The following is a 16,476-nucleotide window of genomic DNA, read 5'->3' on the forward strand; positions in this document are numbered from 1 at the left end:
CACATTAAAACATGGACCTCAACGAAGCTTTAGAAGCCTTTAAGATTATCATATAATCCGTATTTAGCAAAAAACTCATCGCGAAAATCAAGCAGCCGATCTTCCTTGATGGCTTCGCGCACTTTACGCATCAAATCCAACAGGAAGTGCAAGTTATGGTATGTCGTCAATCTAAGTCCGAAGGTTTCATCGGCTTTGATTAGATGGCGCAAATAAGCGCGGGAATAATTCCGGCATGTATAGCAGTTGCACTCCGGATCAAGCGGCCCAAAATCGCGGGCATACTTTGCGTTGCGTACAACGAGTCTTCCCTGACTGGTCATCGTTGTTCCATTACGAGCAATACGGGTAGGCAGAACACAGTCGAACATGTCCACTCCCCGGATTGAACCTTCCAACAGCGCATCCGGTGAACCAACGCCCATCAAATAGCGAGGTTTGCCTTGTGGCAGCAGGGGAACTGTATAATCCAGCACTTCATACATTAGCTGCTTGGACTCTCCGACGCTGAGCCCTCCAATAGCATACCCCGGGAAATCCATGGAAGTCAAATCTGCCGCGCTCTGACGGCGAAGATCCTCATACATACCTCCTTGAACGATAGCGAACAGCCCTTGATCATTCGGGCGAGCATGACTTTTCAGGCAACGTTCTGCCCAGCGTGTTGTACGCTCCAATGATTTTTTCACGTAGTCATATTCCGCTGGGAATGGAGGACATTCATCGAATGCCATCATGATATCAGAGCCAAGTGCGTTCTGAACTTCCATAGCTACTTCAGGAGACAAGAACTTCTTATCCCCATTTAGATGGGAACGGAAATGAACGCCTTCTTCGGTAATCTTGCGCATGTCACTAAGCGAGAACACTTGAAACCCGCCGCTATCCGTTAGAATGGGACGGTCCCAGTTCATGAACTTGTGCAGTCCGCCTGCTTCACGAACAATATCATGGCCCGGTCTCAGGAACAAATGGTACGTATTGCTCAAAATAATATGAGCATCCATCTCTTTCAGTTCTTCAGGACTCATTGTCTTGACTGTAGCTTGTGTGCCGACTGGCATAAATGCAGGTGTCTCAATCACACCATGTGGAGTATGGACTCTTCCAAGTCTTGCTCCGGATTGTTTGCACGTTTTGATGTGCTCATAAGTAATTGCTGCCATAAGTTAACCCATCCTCTTACCTTAGTAAATAAACATTGCATCTCCAAAGCTAAAAAACCGGTACTTCTGCTCTATCGCTTCTTCATAAGCAGCTAGAATATGTTCCCGACCTGCCAAAGCACTAACCAACATCACCAAAGTCGACTTCGGCAAATGAAAATTAGTAATTAACGCATTAACTACACTAAACTTATAGCCCGGATAGATGAAAATATCCGTCCAGCCACTACATTCCACTAGTGGACCGCCTTGGCATTGTCTTCCGACTGTTTCAAGTGTCCGACAAGAAGTTGTCCCTACCGCTATAATGCGACCACCTTGTTCCTTGGTAGCATTTATAGTGTCTGCTGTTTCTTGAGACATTACAAAATACTCTGAATGCATAACATGCTCTTCAACCTTCTCAACAGACATCGGACGGAACGTTCCGAGACCTACATGAAGTGTAATATAAGCAATATTTACACCCTTGGCTTCAATCTGATCCAACAGTTCTTTGGTAAAATGAAGCCCTGCTGTAGGAGCAGCAGCTGATCCCTCATGCTTAGCATAAACGGTCTGATATCGTTCCCGATCATCGAGTGTTTCCTTAATATAAGGAGGCAGTGGCATTGTTCCCAGCCTGTCCAGAATCTCCTGAAAAATACCCTGATAAATGAACCGAAGCGTTCGTCCACCCATATCAGCCTCGTCCTCAATAACAGCACGAAGCTCATCACTAAAGATGATAACCGCTCCTGTCTTGAGCTTTTTACCTGGCTTTACAAGAGCTTCCCATCTATCGTCTCCCAGATTCTTAAGGAGAAGCACTTCAGCTTTAGCCCCCGTATCTTCTTTAGCCCCAAACAATCTGGCAGGAATGACTCTCGTATCGTTCAGAACAAGCGTATCTCCCGGTTGAAAATAATTAATAATATCGGTAAAATGCCGGTGAGCCAGCTCCCCATCCTCCTTATTTACTAAGAGCAGTCTAGAAGAGCTACGGTCAGAGAGTGGTGTCTGGGCAATTAATTCTTCCGGTAAATGAAAATCATATGCGTCTACATTCATGGTCTGTCTTCATTCCTTAACTATAGTAACGTTCTGATAATAGTGTTGCAATATCTGCTTGTAATCATACCCGCTGTCAGCCATGCCTTTCACGCCCCATTGCGACATGCCTAGACCATGACCGTATCCTTGGCCAATGAACAGAAAGCCCGAACTGTTAGTAATCGCTCTGGCTGAGGAATCCCCACCCATCACTACAGTGCCACTACCGTTCACATTAACCTTACCTGATGCAGAGAGTACACCTGCGTTCTGTGAACTTCCAACCGTGCTGGTAGCACCGTCAGCGCCTAATACAGTATAACTTCCGGCTGGTACAATATCAAACAATGTACTTGGCAATCCATTGAACGCAGAACGGAACATATCAGGATATTTCACATCCAGTGCCTGGCCATTTGCTTTCACCTGAATCGCTCTTCCAGAAGGGCCGCGCTGAGTGACCTGCAAATTAAGGATGCTAGAAGGGAGCGTGCTAGTTGTTTTACCCTGCAAGCTTTTTAGAAGGTCGGCAGAGGTGTATGGCCCTTTGATCCAGCTATAACTACCGGACTCATAGACTTTGTCTAGAACAACAGCATTCTCGCCTGGATTCAGCTTACCTACCGCACTTACACTACTCTCAACAGCAGGAAGGGGACGTACATTAACATCTTTAGTGGTAGCTGTCGCTATATCCAGTCCCGCTGCAGTTTTATTTCCTATCAATTTAATGTTATCCTCACGTGCGTATCCAGAGGTGCCATTAGCGAGCAGTAAATAATACCACTTCTTAGCGGTCGCGGTAGCTGCGACATCCTCTTTGCTGGGAACGCTGGCAAATGCATCTCCACCATTGCCCCATACCTCTGATGGATCAGAGGTTATTCCGCCACTGTTCGAGGAGAACACAGCCTCTATAACTTTACCACCACTCATCAATACTTCACCGGCAGTAGCATCCACTGCCTTAATAATAACTGGAGCCTCTGATCCGATTCCGTTATATACCTGACTCAATGTAGAATCTACTACATTCGCTACTTCGAAACGGTTGCCTTGCGCCATTGCATAGCTTCGGGCGGCGACAGCCTGAGCCTTTAGAGCTTCATCCGGCCAACTGGAGGAAACCTCTCCTCCAACCACTGCATACAAATATTGTTCCAGTGGCACTTCATTGATAACCGCTAGGGAACCTCTCAAATTACTTAGTTCCATATTTCCACGGTAGGTACGCTTGGATCTTTCTTCGAGCTGAATTCCAGCCTCACTGCCAACGGCCAAAAATTTAGCATCATTTCCGGAAACCATATAATGATTAGCCTGTGTCTCGCTGCTAAGGTCCAGCCCAGCATCCAGACGCATGATTAACCCAGGTGAAGTTGCAGCAGACATAGCAGGCTGTGGCAATGCTGCAGACACTGCGGTCTGAACAGCACCCAAATCTTTGTCGTTCGCAGCTTCGCCTACCCATACCTCAAACTGAGCACTGCCATCACTTCCTGAGAGAAACACCTTCCAGGCATCAAAACCAGCAGCTGTAATACTACTCAGAGCAGTATCAGCTTCTTGTTCCGAAGAATAGCGACCCGCCGATAAATGCTTATCCCCTTTCACCGCAGGGGTTTGATCAGCAGGAATGCCGAGTCCTGCCTTTACTACACGGGCAAGTCCATCCTTGGCAGCAGCTTCACTGGCATAGACACCTGTATACAACTGATACACATTGGTTCCATTTCTAGAAATCATATAAATTTGAGGCTTATCAGAGGTGGACTGAAGCTTTTTAGCTGCATCGGCAGCTGTTTTCCAGCTTGAAGTCTCCATTACCTTTACTCTATAACCATCCACACTAACACGAATTCTGCTCTGGGCAGGCACCGATAACAAAGGAGTGCTCCCTGGTTGGTTTGACATCAAAGTGAAGCTTTGTGTCGATAACATAGTTACTACTGGCACGGTAGATTTATATTTACTACCAATATCGGCATAAAGGGCAACTCGTATCGTACTATTAGAATCGGCATGACTGGCACCCGCAGGGATCAAGAGACTTCCCACAGCAATCGCAGCTGCTAGCAATCCTTTGCTTAGTGGAGCTATTCCTCTCCATTTCATCTTCGTATGCTTCATCCAGCATCCTCCTTTTAAATGTAGTTACTGACTCAGTGCTGCTCCGGAGGGAGCGGAAGGCCTAAGTGATGATAAGCGGCCGGGGTTACAATTCTTCCGCGAGGGCTCCGCTGCAAGAATCCTATCTGTAGCAGGTAGGGCTCATAAACATCCTCAATCGTCTGACTTTCCTCACCAATTGTAGCAGCAATCGTATCCAGCCCTACAGGACCGCCACGAAAGCTTGAAATCATCGCTCTTAACATCTTGTGGTCGATGCTATCCAGCCCACGTGGATCCACTTGTAGCATCTTCAGGGCTTCCCCAGAAATCTCAGGGGTTATAATCCCATCGCCGCGCACTTGAGCAAAATCACGGACTCGTTTCAATAGTCGGTTCGCAATCCGCGGCGTTCCACGGGAACGAAGCGCTATCTCTTCCGCCGCATCTCCGACAATCTCAATTCCTAAAAGATCTGCATTTCGAGCAACAATGAAGCTTAGCTCATCTATGGTATAGAACTCCAAGCGGCTGACCACTCCGAAACGATCACGTAGTGGCGCTGACAGTAGGCCAGCACGGGTGGTAGCACCTATAAGTGTGAAAGGCGGCAAATCCAATCGTACCGAACGGGCACTTGGCCCTTTGCCGATCATGATGTCCAGCGCAAAGTCCTCCATCGCCGGATACATAACCTCCTCCACCGTCCGGTGTAAGCGGTGAATTTCATCGATGAACAGCACATCGCCTTCCTGCAGGTTCGTCAGCAGGGCGGCTAAATCTCCCGGCCGCTCTATCGCAGGACCGGACGTTGTTCTTAAATTCACACCCAGCTCATTGGCGATAATGTTCGCGAGTGTTGTTTTACCGAGACCTGGAGGCCCGTAGAGCAGCACATGATCCAGCGCTTCACTTCTCATTTTGGCTGCTTCGATATATATTTTCAGGTTTTCTTTTACCTGATTCTGTCCGATATATTCTCCCAGATAACGAGGGCGTAAGCTTAATTCTACCGCTTGCTCGTCCATCATCAAATTAGCGGATATAATCCGGTCATCCATTCCTATCGCTCCCTTTCTTCAGGATGTGTTCGGCTTTACTTAGCAATATATAATAGCCCAAGTGCTTTCTTCATCAACACATCTACAGTCCCTGTCTCTGCGCCCTCTTTCTTCATAGCGAGCCACACACGGTCCAATTCACTTTCGGTATAACCCAATCCCTTAAGGGCATCCCTAGCCTCTTGCCAAGCTAACCCATCCGATGCTTCTTCCATTGGAACTGCAAATAATCCCGTTTGCATGGAAGCCATACTGAGTCCGTCCAGCTTGTCCTTCAAATCTAGGATCATCCGCTGCGCCGTCTTCTTGCCAATGCCCGGCAGTTTCGTTAAGAAGGTTATATTCTCTTGGTAAATTGCCGAGATCAACTGATCTGGAGTTCCACCTGTCAGTATTCCGAGCGCAACCTTCGGACCGATCCCAGATACCTCAATCAACTTGCGGAACAATTTTTGCTCCTCCCGAGTCGGGAACCCGAACAGAAGCGTCGCATCCTCACGTGTTTGATAATGAATATAGATCGTTACGGGTCCTTCTACTTTAGCAAATGCATAAGGGTTCGGGCAGAACACCCGATATCCCACGCCCTGCACATCCAGCACCACATATTCCGACTCTAAATGAACGACGGGTCCTCTTAAGAAATCTATCATTTTCGCAATACCTCATTTAATTTAGAATTAAGACTGCTCGAATGGGCATGACATACCGCTACCGCGAGTGCATCCGCTACATCATCCGGTTTAGGGATCGCCGATAATTTCAGTAGCAGCTTCACCATTTCCTGTACCTGCCGTTTCTCTGCCTTACCATAACCAACTACAGCCTGCTTCACCATCATAGGTGTATATTCCGAGACGGGTAAGCCACGCTGTACAGCAGCTAATATCGTCACTCCGCGGGCCTGTGCTACTGGCAATGCTGTTGTAACATTACGTGCGAAGAACAACTTCTCTATCGCTACAGCATCAGGTTTATATTTATCAATGAGCTGACCCATGCCTTCATAGACATGCAGCAGACGTTCTTCCTCAGGTGTGTGAGCCTCAGTCTGGATACAACCATATTGGACCGGGGTCAACTTATGACCTTCCTTATCCACAAAGCCAAAACCGACAATCGCCAGCCCTGGATCAATTCCCAAAATGCGCAAGCACGATCTCTCCTCTATAACAGGCAGTTTATTCCACCGTTTTCATCCATTACTCCGCTATGAAGCGAACATATGTATTCCTTCAAACCATTATAGCAAAAATACCCCTTCCACGAGAAAAAAAGTTTACCCTCTAATGCGAAATGGCAACTTTAGGCCTACAATGAGAACCTCAAACTTTCTTATATTTGCAAAAAAAAGCTGCCCTAAAGCCATTAATAATGACTTTAGGACAGCTGATATGCTTAAGGATGCTATTGCTTATTCTGCATGACATGTTCGGCAGCCTCACGCGCATAGTCACTGAAGGTGGACAATACGCTGTTGTACTCTTCAATATCTTGTACACGAATGCCCTCATGAAGCTCTATCCAAATACTTTCCGGCAGAGAGGATTTCAAGGAACCCATATCCATTTGAAAAAAGGTCTTCAGAACCTTTTCCTGTACCGGAGGGCCTTTAAATAATTTCAAGTTCCCAAATGCATCGACCCCGATATAGGCTTCTTTTTTCGTTAGGGTCGATAGATCATTCACTTTTTGTTCCAGCCACAAATCTCCATCACTGCTGATGAAGCCGCTCCATGCAGGGTGTTCGTGAATTATTTTTTTAAGCTGAAGCGGGGTTTTTACACCTGGCAATGTCTGAACTTCTTCCCCAGATACATACGATATTTTTAAATGAACGGTTCTGCTGCGTCCGCTTTGAGCGATCGTCTGCAACAGTTGTTCGTTTTTTATGGTGCCCTTCTCTTTCTCCTCACTGTTGTCCACGCCTACTTTAAATACAGCTGCGGCCAACTCGCTTTCGGCGCTATCCGTCCAACTAGAATCCGTCAGCAGTCCACTGATTTCCTCAGGTACCTGCATACTGCGCCATGCCAGTACAGTAAGAGCTAAACAAGCTGCCCCTACCCAAAGCGCCTTTTTCCAACGTCTCCATCGCTGCCAAAGTTGTTTTTTTATGCGCGACACGTTAATCCCTTCATTCTGGTTTTTCCCTATTGTGACCTGAGAAGGGATCATTTATGCGCTTTTCTGTGAATAATCGCTATTTTATCCTAATTGCAAGGTTGACCTTGCAGTATCGTTCAAGCGTTAGGAATAACCGGCAGCTTCACATGGCTTGGATATTCACTATTATGGTAAACAGTCTGCAGCACTGTAATCGCCTCTGAATCTTCATACGGGTTACCACCAGTATTCGTATTCGGGAAAGCAACGAATTTACTGGAAGAGGTAATCGAAAAACGAATTCGGTGTCCTACCGCAAATCTGTGAGCAATATTTGGCATGAAAATATCGTATTCCTCCACTTGCCCTGGCGTGAGCAGCTCTGGTGCATCAAACCCATGACGATATTTAGCTCTGACAATATAGTTAGATAACCGGATAGAGTCTCCATGTTCATTCACATCACTAAGTGTAACTACCCAATCCGTATCCTTACCTGTGCTGGCGGCGTAGATGACAGCAGACAATTCGCCAGCAATAGTCAATTCTTCCGTCAACACCTCACTAGTGTACACAAGAATATCATTTCGGAGCTCATATTTCCGCAAATTTTCAGGCTCCCGCTCACCGCTATCATTCATAGGATCATTTGGGTTATAGACATAAGTATCTTCTGGAGAGTGTTCCTCTGGCGCTGTGAGCAGCTTCCCATCTCCTTGTCCTGAATTAGCCCGACCAGCACTGGAAAGATAAAACGGCGTAGTTGTAGCTTCAACTGGTGTCCAATCCTCCGACGTTCTCCACTGATTCTCACCAACGACATAATAAGAGGCTCTAGGCTCCTGATCTATTCCGTTCGGAATGCCTTTGAGGAAGCGGTCGAACCAGCGCAATACAGAAACATCATAATCATAGACGACTGCATCATTGCCGAAGCTTACACCCTCATAATCTCTGGCTCGGTTTGGCCCATGCTCCCATGCACCCAGACGGATTTTACGATTTGGCACATCATGTTCAGTCAGCATTCTCCAAGTCTCCGATACGCCAGGGCTGTCACCGTCATACCAGCCTGAGATTACATACATAGGGACCTTCACCTGATCCCCACGCTCTGTAAAGGTACAGTTTCTCCAGAAATCATCATACTCCGGATGCTGGCTCCACAAATCCCATGGTCCTGATTCTTTTCCGATCATTTGCTGTGGAATCTCCTTAATCGGTCTCGCATCGACGGCCGCTTCTGGGTTCACCGTAATGCCCCCAAAAATATCAAAATCCGTCCGGGTACCCACAGATTGTGCAAGCGTCCAAGACAAGAGTGGCCAAGAGCAAAGCGTTCCACCCTTACGCGCTGTATCTACAAACGGTGAGCCGACATTCACTTCATCCACAACAGCCTTCAAATTAGGGTGCCCGCTGGTCGCCGCCGAGACAACCACAAAGCCGAGATAGGACGCGCCCCACATGCCAACATTTCCGTCCGACCATTCCTGCGCGATAATCCAATCGATCGTATCGTAGCCATCATCCCGTTCATTATAAAAAGGGATCAATTCCCCCTCCGAATCCGCCCGACCTCTAACGTCCTGTGACACCACTGCATAACCTTTGTTAGCCCATCTCATAAAAATCTCTTTTTTCCCGTTACGGTCATAGCAGGTTCTCACAAGAATCGTCGGCAGCTTGGTTCCCGGCTGAATGCCCTCAGGAAGAAACACATCCGTAGCCAGTCTCACGCCATCACGCATCGGAATCAGATCCGTACCCAAATCATTTACACCATACTCTGGTTTGGACAAAAGGGGATCATCATAAACAACCAAAGGCGTCAGCTTCTCATATCCTGCTTTAACAATCAGCTCGATGCCATACCGATTCGGCGTAAGAAAGGCAATAATCTCACCATCCAAGGTCACAATATCCAGTGCCGTCTCTATTCGTAGCGCCCATACTTGTGAAGTAAGCTCACGGCCATCCAATACAGCCTGATACTGAATATGCTTTTGATAAAGATCACCATTACTTAGAACTACCTCATCATTGACCCATTCTGCTTTAGCGTAAGCGCCCATGTGTTCGTGGATTTTTTGAAATGGAAGAACGGTCTTGAACTGGCCATCCAGCGCATTGTATTGCATTTGTGTTCGTCTGCGTGGATCAACCTTAGCGAGCATAATTTGTTGTTCCGTAAAATGTATTTTCCCTGAATAAATGCCAGAACAGTAGAAGTTAAATGTAGTTGTGTTCAAGTATGTTGTCATCTATTTATCCCCTATCCCCAAATTTCTTCAAATACACGCAGCCAGTTGCCACCCATAATCTTTGCAATATCCTCATCCTTATAACCGCGAGCCACTAGACCTCTAGTAAAATTGATAAAATTGCTATATTTTTCAAGCCCAGCAACGGTTTCAGTAGAAGGTCCGTCTCCTTTGGCAAATCCTAGCTTAGGTGCAATATGTTCTTTAAAATAAACCAATGACCAGAGCACATCGCTCATCGGCCAATCCGTTCCAATCCCGACATGATCCACGCCTACAAGCCGAATCACATATTCGATATGATCCAGCACATGATCAATGGTCGTATGGTTAGGATCTTCATGAACAAACCACGGCATAGCAAAAATACCGATGACTCCACCCGTCTTCGCTATCGCGATAATCTCTTCATCACTTTTACAGCGCATATGTGGATAGATAGCCTCTACACCCGTGTGTGAAGCAATGACCGGAGTCTTAGAATACTGGCAAGCATCGAGCGTGGTCTGTTTTCCACAATGTCCCGTATCTACAATGATCCCGAGCTTGTTCAAACGCTCAATGAATCTTTTTCCATAATTCGTAATCCCAGCGTTCGACTGTTCTGCACAGCCTGCACCGACCTGATTCTGATTGTTATAAGTTAATTGTAAAATTCTTAAGCCAAAATTATGTAACACATCTAATAGGTCCAGATTGGTACCTAGGCCATCCGTTTCTTGCGCCGTGATAATACCCGCTTTATGCCCATTACGCTTGGCTGCACGAATGTCCTCTGCGGTTAATGCTTTTACTAACCAATCTGCGGAGTCGAACTGAAGCTGAACTTCAGCCATGCTAGTGACCATGCTTTCTAAAGATTCTAAGTGAAGTTCCCGGTTACCCGCGGTAATTCCCGATTTATACCATTCACTTTTATACTCGGGGATCTCACCGCTGGCCGACAGCTTTGTGATCATTTTTGCTGGCATGCTGCTGTATATCATCGGCTCATCTTTATAGGGCTCACACAGCTCTTTTATTTTTTTAGACACAGACTCTGGAATTGCGTTTGGAGATAAGGGACCTTGAAATAGCAAATCAATATTAATGTTCTGCTCATGCAAATGTACGGCCCGTTCTTCGTCTTGCTCCGTCAACTTGAAATCATACAAACCTTCATATGTGCTCATCGTGTGGTCGCTCCTTAGAATGCAATTTCAATGCCTTTTTGTAATTTAACAGCTTCATTATAAATGAAGTTGGCTGCTGCTAAATCCTCTATTGCAAGTCCTAGTCCTTTAAAAAGAGTGATCTCATCAGCTGTAGCTCTGCCCTCAATATTCCCGCTGATCAGTTCACCGATTTCACCGATAATATGGCCTGAAGTAATCACGCCTTCGTTCAGCGGAATTAAATAATCCCCAGATTCATTATGCGCGGATTCCAATCGGTCTACATATAACTTAGCTAACCGTACGGTCTCCGAATCCAGCTCACGATCCGCTGCTCTGCAGGCTCCAACCGCATTGATATGTACTCCAGGCTTCAGCCATTCCCCTTTGAGCACAGGCTCTGTGGATGCTGTTACGGTACAAATGATATCTGCTGGATTAACTGCCTCTTGAATAGACTCAGCCACAAGGATGTCCACACCATATTTACGGCTCATTTCTGCTTGGAAATCTCTTGCCTTTGCAAGTGTTCTACTCCAAACTCTGACCTCACGAATCGATCGAACCAGTAGCATCGCTTCCAGATGGCTTTTGGCTTGCTCGCCGGTACCTAGAATGGCAAGCACCTCTGCATCTTCTCTAGCCAGATAACGAGTGGCTACTGCGCTAACAGCCGCTGTGCGAATTGCGGTAATCTTCTGTCCATCTACTACAGCTTTCAGAATACCGGTAGAAGAATCGAATAACGTAACAAGGCCTTGATGCGAAGGTAAACCTAAGCCATGGTTGCTTGGAAACACACTGATGATTTTGGCACCTGCTACTTCTTCACTCTGCAAAAAGCCCGGCATTAAGCCAATCAGATTGCCTTGGTACAGCGGGAGTACTTGTCTTAAGCTCTGTATGGCTTGTCCTGCGGACAAGTCCTTCAAAACGGATTCCATCACTGTGATGCAAGACTCCATTGCTAATAGCTCAGCCACTTCATTTTGATTAATAACTAGCATAAGACAAACCTCCTTTACTTCATTGTGGCAACAAATGTGGGAACGCAAAATTATTCTTTATATCATAACTTATACGCTTTAAATATTCATGTATAAAGCTGGAAATCAGCAATTTGTCTTACCACGGGCTATTAGCTATACTTAATATAGTTCATATTCTATTTTAAGGAGCTGACGATTGATTATGTCTAGTAAAATAACTTTAGGTAGAACAAATTTGCAGGTACTCCCTCTCGGACTGGGTGCCAATGCTGTTGGTGGGCATAATTTATTTCCCGGCTTAAATGATGAGACTGGTAAAGACATCGTTCGCAACGCTCTTGACCATGGGATCAATTTCATTGATACTGCCTTTATCTATGGTCCAGGTAGATCCGAGGAACTTATTGGAGAAGTGCTGAGAGAAAGAGGCGGCCGTGACAATGTGGTTATTGCTACTAAGGGCGCTCACAAGATTACTGGCGATAAGGTTACGATCGACAACTCTCCAGCTTTTCTAAGACAGTCTGTGGAAGACAGCTTGAAACGCCTCCAGACCGATTATATCGATCTTTACTATATTCATTTCCCTGATGAAAGCACTCCTAAGGATGAAGCTGTTGGCGAGCTTAAGAAGCTGAAGGATGAAGGAAAGATCAAAGCGATCGGGATCTCCAACTTCTCCATTGAACAGCTGAGAGAAGCCAACAAGGACGGGCATGTGGATGTTCTCCAATCCCATTACAACCTGCTGCACCGTGATGCAGAAAAAGAACTGCTCCCTTACACGCAGGAGCTTGGCATTTCTTTCGTTCCTTACTTCCCACTCGCGTCCGGCCTTCTTGGCGGCAAGTATAAGCAAGGCGATACGTTCAGCGACAATAGAAAGAACAACCCAATGTTTCAAGGAGCGACCTTTGCCAAAAACCTGGAGAAGGTGGACAAGGTTCGCCAAATTGCCGATGCCAAAGGTGTTGAAGTCGCACATGTGGTGCTAGCCTGGTATTTGACCATACCTTCCATCGACGCACTTATTCCCGGAGCTAAACGTCCGGAACAGATCGTATCGAATCTCCAGACTCTGAAAGTTCAGCTGACACCAGATGAGATCAAAGCGATTGATTCAATCTTTAAGGCGTAATAGCGCCTTATAATGTAAAGGGGGTTGTCCTTGAAGTCATGAAATGGCTACTGGGGCAGCCCCTTTTCTAAGGAATAGCGTCACTGGAGTCCGCAAGCCTTAATAAATGATCAAGACTCGATAGCGCAGCTAGCCAACAAACAAAAATACAGGGTAGCGGATTCTTATCGAATATCCTAAATTCTTTGTATTAGTAAATATTGTTTGCTATACTTTCTCTGTGTATCAGTAGACTTAAATTTTTATACAAAGGGGAATTCCTTGATGATTATTCAACCTAAAACACGCGGATTTATATGCACAACAGCCCATCCAGAGGGATGCGCCAAACAAATAGAACAACAAATTGAATATGTAAAAGCGCAAAAGAAAATTGAGGGACCTGCGAATGTACTTGTCATCGGTGCCTCTACCGGATACGGACTGGCTTCTAGAATTTCAGCTGCTTTTGGTGCTGGCGCCAATACCATTGGTGTGTTCTTCGATAAGGCTGCGGAAGGTCAGCGCACCGCATCTGCAGGCTGGTACAACTCCGCTGCCTTTGAACAACAAGCAGCAGAGCTTGGACTTAAATCACACAGCATAGTTGGCGATGCCTTCTCTGATGCGATTAAAGAGAAGACCATTGCATTGATTAAAGCTGAATATGGCACCATCGATTTAGTTATTTATAGTGTCGCTTCACCTCGTCGTACCCATCCGGTAACAGGAGAAACCTTCTCCTCCGTTATTAAACCGGTGGGAACAGCTTATTCGAATAAAACCTTGAACTTCCATACAGGCGAAGTATCCATGACCACCATTGAGCCTGCTAATGAAGAGGAAGTACGTCAGACCATCGCTGTAATGGGCGGCGAAGACTGGAGAATGTGGATCGATCAGCTTCAAGCAGCTGATGTCCTTGCAGATGGTGCTACTACCGTTGCTTACTCCTACATCGGGCCTGAAATCACTCACCCTATCTATCGGGACGGAACAATTGGCCAAGCTAAGCACGATCTGGAACAGACTGCGATCCAAATGAATGACCTTCTTTCATCAAAAGGCGGACGTGCCTTTGTATCCGTTAATAAGGCGCTCGTAACTCAGTCCAGCTCAGCTATTCCTGTAGTGCCCCTTTATATCTCTGCACTTTATGAAGTGATGAAAGAAAAAGGCCTGCACGAGAACTGTATTGAACAAATGTATCGCTTGTTCTCTGAGCACCTATACGGTGAAGGCAAGGCTACTGCTGACGGAAGCTGCTTGATCCGCATTGACGACTGGGAAATGCGTGAGGATGTCCAGACAGAGGTTATGAAACGTTGGGACGAGCTGACAACTGATAATGCAGGTGAGCTGGCTGATCTTGAAGGCTACCGCCAAGATTTCTTCAATCTGTTTGGCTTTAGAACTGATGGCGTAGACTACGAAGCAGATATTGATCCTAATGTCGACATTCCGAATATGTATTAAAATGATTCTGAATACATCCATATGCTAATTCTGGATGTATAAACAAAGAGGTTGTCTGCAAAAGTAGTGAAGTCTACTGATGTGGCGGCCTCTTTTTTGTACTTTGCTTACAACCTACCTATACGTCGTAGGGCATATTGGCTTAGCCTCCCACTTTGTGATATGGTTTGATAGAATACTGCAAGTTCTAACTTACATTCTAAGGAGTGAATCACTCATGGTTAAGAAAATTAGTGTAGCGAATGGTGTACTTGACGTGTCCCAAATTTCGCTTGGCTGTATGCGGATTGCGGATTTATCTGCAAAAGAGGCTGATACACATGTACATAGTGCGTTGGAGCTCGGAATAGACTTCTTTGATCATGCCGACATTTATGCGGACGGCAAAGCTGAAGAGGTATTCGCAGGGGTACTTCAGAACAATCCTGGTATGCGTGATAAAATGCTGATCCAAACCAAATGCGGAATCCGCAAGGGCTATTTTGATTTCTCCAAAGAGCATATCCTACAATCTGTGGAGGGTAGCCTTAAACGCTTGAAGACCGATTATATCGATGTGCTTTTGCTTCACCGTCCTGACACGCTGTTCGAGCCGGAAGAAGTGGCTGAGGCTTTTGACATTCTGGAAAGCAAGGGATTGGTCAAGCATTTTGGTGTCAGCAACCAGAATCCGTTACAAATCGAGCTACTTAAGAAAAATGTAAAGCAACCGCTGCTGTTCAACCAGCTGCAATTGAGCATTATGTTTACGGGTATGATTGATACCGGCTTCAATGTGAATATGACTAACTCCGGTTCGGTTGTTCATGATGGCGGGATCTTAGAGTACAGCCGTCTACACGACATGACCATTCAGCCATGGTCACCTTTCCAATATGGCTTTTTTGAAGGTGTATTCTTGGACAACGACAAGTTCCCTGAATTGAACGAGGTCATTAACCGTTTGGCAGCTGAAAAAGAGGTTACCAATACCGCTATTGCCATTGCCTGGATTCTCAGACATCCGGCAAATATGCAGCCTGTTGTAGGTACAACCAATACGCAGCGATTGCGGGATATTGCCAAAGCATCCGATATTACACTCACCAGACCAGAATGGTATGAAATTTACCGTGCTGCGGGTAATATCCTTCCATAAATATCAAAAGCCACGAAGTACGCTAATATCGTACTTCGTGGCTTTTTTTGTGACTATAATTGAAACCGTATAACTCTTATAAAAAAAGAAACGGCATCTCTGCCGTTTCTTTTAAGGATGGACTCTCAGGGGCTCGAACCCTGGACAAATAGATTAAGAGTCTACTGCTCTACCAACTGAGCTAAGAGTCCACAATATAATGATTTACCTTACTATACTTGAAAAGCAAAAGCCCTTAGCTTAACGCATAAGAGCTTCGCTTGCTAATTGATACCGGCGAGAGGACTCGAACCTCCACGGTTTCCCTCTCGATTTTGAGTCGAGCGCGTCTGCCATTCCGCCACGCCGGCAAAGTATGAAGTTAAAATATGGCGCGCCCTGAGAGATTCGAACTCCCGGCCTTTTGATTCGTAGTCAAACGCTCTATCCAGCTGAGCTAAGGGCGCAAAATTTATATGGAGCGGACGACGGGAATCGAACCCGCGACCCTCGCCTTGGCAAGGCGATGCTCTACCGCTGAGCCACGTCCGCACACGATATGTATTAGTGTCCGACTCACTTAAGAAGTGAGCCATGAAGGACTCGAACCTTCGACACCCTGATTAAAAGTCAGGTGCTCTACCAACTGAGCTAATGGCTCATGAAGCAAGAAAAATGGCGGAACCGACGAGATTCGAACTCGCGATCTCCTGCGTGACAGGCAGGCATGTTAGGCCAACTACACCACGGTTCCAAAAGATATAATTGCTTGATGAAAATTGGTTGCGGGGGCAGGATTTGAACCTGCGGCCTTCGGGTTATGAGCCCGACGAGCTACCGGGCTGCTCCACCCCGCGTCATTAAAAATATTTAGCTATTCATTAC

General features: G+C 46.1%; 13 protein-coding genes and 7 tRNA genes. 3 read left to right on the plus strand and 17 right to left on the minus strand.

Annotation, left to right across the window (positions count from 1 at the left end):
- Window positions 1-29 precede the first annotated feature (29 nt).
- The 10 genes from tgt to NST34_RS25555 all read right to left on the minus strand — a co-directional run bounded on the left by tgt (window position 30) and on the right by NST34_RS25555 (window position 11,899).
- Window positions 30-1,166 carry a tRNA guanosine(34) transglycosylase Tgt gene (gene tgt / locus NST34_RS25510; protein ID WP_042130504.1) on the minus strand — a complete coding sequence of 379 codons (1,137 nt, stop codon included), beginning with the start codon at window positions 1,164-1,166 and terminating at the stop codon, window positions 30-32.
- Between the two features lie 21 nt (window positions 1,167-1,187).
- Complete coding sequence (queA, locus tag NST34_RS25515) at window positions 1,188-2,216, minus strand: tRNA preQ1(34) S-adenosylmethionine ribosyltransferase-isomerase QueA (RefSeq protein WP_341129022.1); 1,029 nt, start codon at window positions 2,214-2,216, stop codon at window positions 1,188-1,190.
- Between the two features lie 9 nt (window positions 2,217-2,225).
- Window positions 2,226-4,328 (minus strand): SpoIID/LytB domain-containing protein, encoded by a 2,103-nt coding sequence (locus tag NST34_RS25520; protein ID WP_341129023.1) that lies wholly within the window; start codon window positions 4,326-4,328, stop codon window positions 2,226-2,228.
- 32 nt (window positions 4,329-4,360) lie between these two features.
- A complete protein-coding gene (gene ruvB / locus NST34_RS25525) occupies window positions 4,361-5,368 on the minus strand; it encodes a Holliday junction branch migration DNA helicase RuvB (RefSeq protein WP_042191128.1) in 1,008 nt (335 codons plus the stop codon).
- 35 nt (window positions 5,369-5,403) lie between these two features.
- Window positions 5,404-6,021, minus strand: coding sequence for a Holliday junction branch migration protein RuvA (gene ruvA, locus NST34_RS25530; RefSeq protein ID WP_042191130.1), 618 nt, complete (start codon window positions 6,019-6,021; stop codon window positions 5,404-5,406).
- Window positions 6,018-6,521 carry a crossover junction endodeoxyribonuclease RuvC gene (gene ruvC / locus NST34_RS25535; RefSeq protein ID WP_036677679.1) on the minus strand — a complete coding sequence of 168 codons (504 nt, stop codon included), beginning with the start codon at window positions 6,519-6,521 and terminating at the stop codon, window positions 6,018-6,020. The genes ruvA and ruvC overlap by 4 nt, the downstream gene beginning before the upstream one ends.
- A gap of 254 nt (window positions 6,522-6,775) precedes the next feature.
- Window positions 6,776-7,495, minus strand: coding sequence for a BofC C-terminal domain-containing protein (locus NST34_RS25540; protein ID WP_179085780.1), 720 nt, complete (start codon window positions 7,493-7,495; stop codon window positions 6,776-6,778).
- 116 nt (window positions 7,496-7,611) lie between these two features.
- Entirely contained in the window at window positions 7,612-9,738 is a 2,127-nt protein-coding gene (locus NST34_RS25545) for a CocE/NonD family hydrolase (protein WP_341129024.1), read from the minus strand.
- An 11-nt stretch (window positions 9,739-9,749) separates the two neighbouring features.
- Window positions 9,750-10,910 (minus strand): dipeptidase, encoded by a 1,161-nt coding sequence (locus tag NST34_RS25550; protein ID WP_341129025.1) that lies wholly within the window; start codon window positions 10,908-10,910, stop codon window positions 9,750-9,752.
- A 14-nt stretch (window positions 10,911-10,924) separates the two neighbouring features.
- Entirely contained in the window at window positions 10,925-11,899 is a 975-nt protein-coding gene (locus tag NST34_RS25555) for an ornithine cyclodeaminase family protein (protein WP_341129026.1), read from the minus strand.
- Window positions 11,900-12,083: 184 nt separating this feature from the next.
- Between NST34_RS25555 and NST34_RS25560 the strand changes: the two genes are divergently transcribed.
- The 3 genes from NST34_RS25560 to NST34_RS25570 all read left to right on the plus strand — a co-directional run bounded on the left by NST34_RS25560 (window position 12,084) and on the right by NST34_RS25570 (window position 15,612).
- The gene (locus NST34_RS25560) at window positions 12,084-13,019 is read left to right on the plus strand and encodes an aldo/keto reductase (protein WP_341129027.1); all 936 of its coding nucleotides are present in this window, start codon (window positions 12,084-12,086) and stop codon (window positions 13,017-13,019) included.
- 264 nt (window positions 13,020-13,283) lie between these two features.
- The gene (gene fabV / locus NST34_RS25565; protein WP_076284851.1) at window positions 13,284-14,474 is read left to right on the plus strand and encodes an enoyl-ACP reductase FabV; all 1,191 of its coding nucleotides are present in this window, start codon (window positions 13,284-13,286) and stop codon (window positions 14,472-14,474) included.
- 217 nt (window positions 14,475-14,691) lie between these two features.
- The gene (locus NST34_RS25570; RefSeq protein WP_042191140.1) at window positions 14,692-15,612 is read left to right on the plus strand and encodes an aldo/keto reductase; all 921 of its coding nucleotides are present in this window, start codon (window positions 14,692-14,694) and stop codon (window positions 15,610-15,612) included.
- Window positions 15,613-15,730: 118 nt separating this feature from the next.
- On the opposite strand, the gene NST34_RS25575 is transcribed toward NST34_RS25570, so the two are convergent.
- The 7 genes from NST34_RS25575 to NST34_RS25605 all read right to left on the minus strand — a co-directional run bounded on the left by NST34_RS25575 (window position 15,731) and on the right by NST34_RS25605 (window position 16,448).
- Window positions 15,731-15,803, minus strand: a tRNA-Lys gene (locus NST34_RS25575).
- A gap of 80 nt (window positions 15,804-15,883) precedes the next feature.
- Window positions 15,884-15,962 (minus strand) — tRNA-Leu (locus NST34_RS25580).
- A 19-nt stretch (window positions 15,963-15,981) separates the two neighbouring features.
- Window positions 15,982-16,058: transfer RNA gene (locus NST34_RS25585), tRNA-Arg, on the minus strand.
- Between the two features lie 10 nt (window positions 16,059-16,068).
- Window positions 16,069-16,143, minus strand: a tRNA-Gly gene (locus tag NST34_RS25590).
- Window positions 16,144-16,179: 36 nt separating this feature from the next.
- Window positions 16,180-16,252: transfer RNA gene (locus tag NST34_RS25595), tRNA-Lys, on the minus strand.
- A gap of 15 nt (window positions 16,253-16,267) precedes the next feature.
- A tRNA-Asp gene (locus tag NST34_RS25600) sits at window positions 16,268-16,345 on the minus strand.
- 26 nt (window positions 16,346-16,371) lie between these two features.
- Window positions 16,372-16,448 (minus strand) — tRNA-Met (locus NST34_RS25605).
- Between the last annotated feature and the right edge of the window lie 28 nt (window positions 16,449-16,476).

The organism is Paenibacillus sp. FSL H7-0714, assembly GCF_038003765.1.
Classification (GTDB): domain Bacteria; phylum Bacillota; class Bacilli; order Paenibacillales; family Paenibacillaceae; genus Paenibacillus_AQ.